The 251-nt window shown below is 60.6% G+C and carries 1 protein-coding gene; it reads left to right on the top strand.

The window, feature by feature from the left end:
• On the top strand, positions 1 to 251 hold a 251-nt coding region (locus SB725_RS32765), incomplete at both ends, for a DapH/DapD/GlmU-related protein (RefSeq protein ID WP_410923648.1).

Raw genomic sequence — 251 nt, 5'->3', positions numbered from 1 at the left:
CGCGGATTGCTGCAGGTGTGACCATCGGCGCTCACTGCTTTATCGGCGCCCGCTGCGAAATCGGCGAAGGTGGCTGGCTGGCACCACGGGTGACCCTGTACCACGACGTGCGTATCGGCAAGCGTGTGGTCATTCAGTCAGGTGCTGTGCTGGGGGGTGAAGGCTTTGGTTTTGCCAATGAAAAAGGCGTCTGGCAGAAAATCGCCCAGATTGGCGGCGTGACCATCGGTGACGATGTGGAAATCGGCGCC

The sequence above is a fragment of the Pseudomonas sp. SIMBA_041 genome, from assembly GCF_046535095.1.
GTDB classification, from domain to species: Bacteria; Pseudomonadota; Gammaproteobacteria; order Pseudomonadales; family Pseudomonadaceae; genus Aquipseudomonas; species Aquipseudomonas mucoides.
The sequence above is the reverse complement of the archived record's forward strand: the minus strand, read 5'-3'. Positions and strand labels throughout refer to the sequence as shown.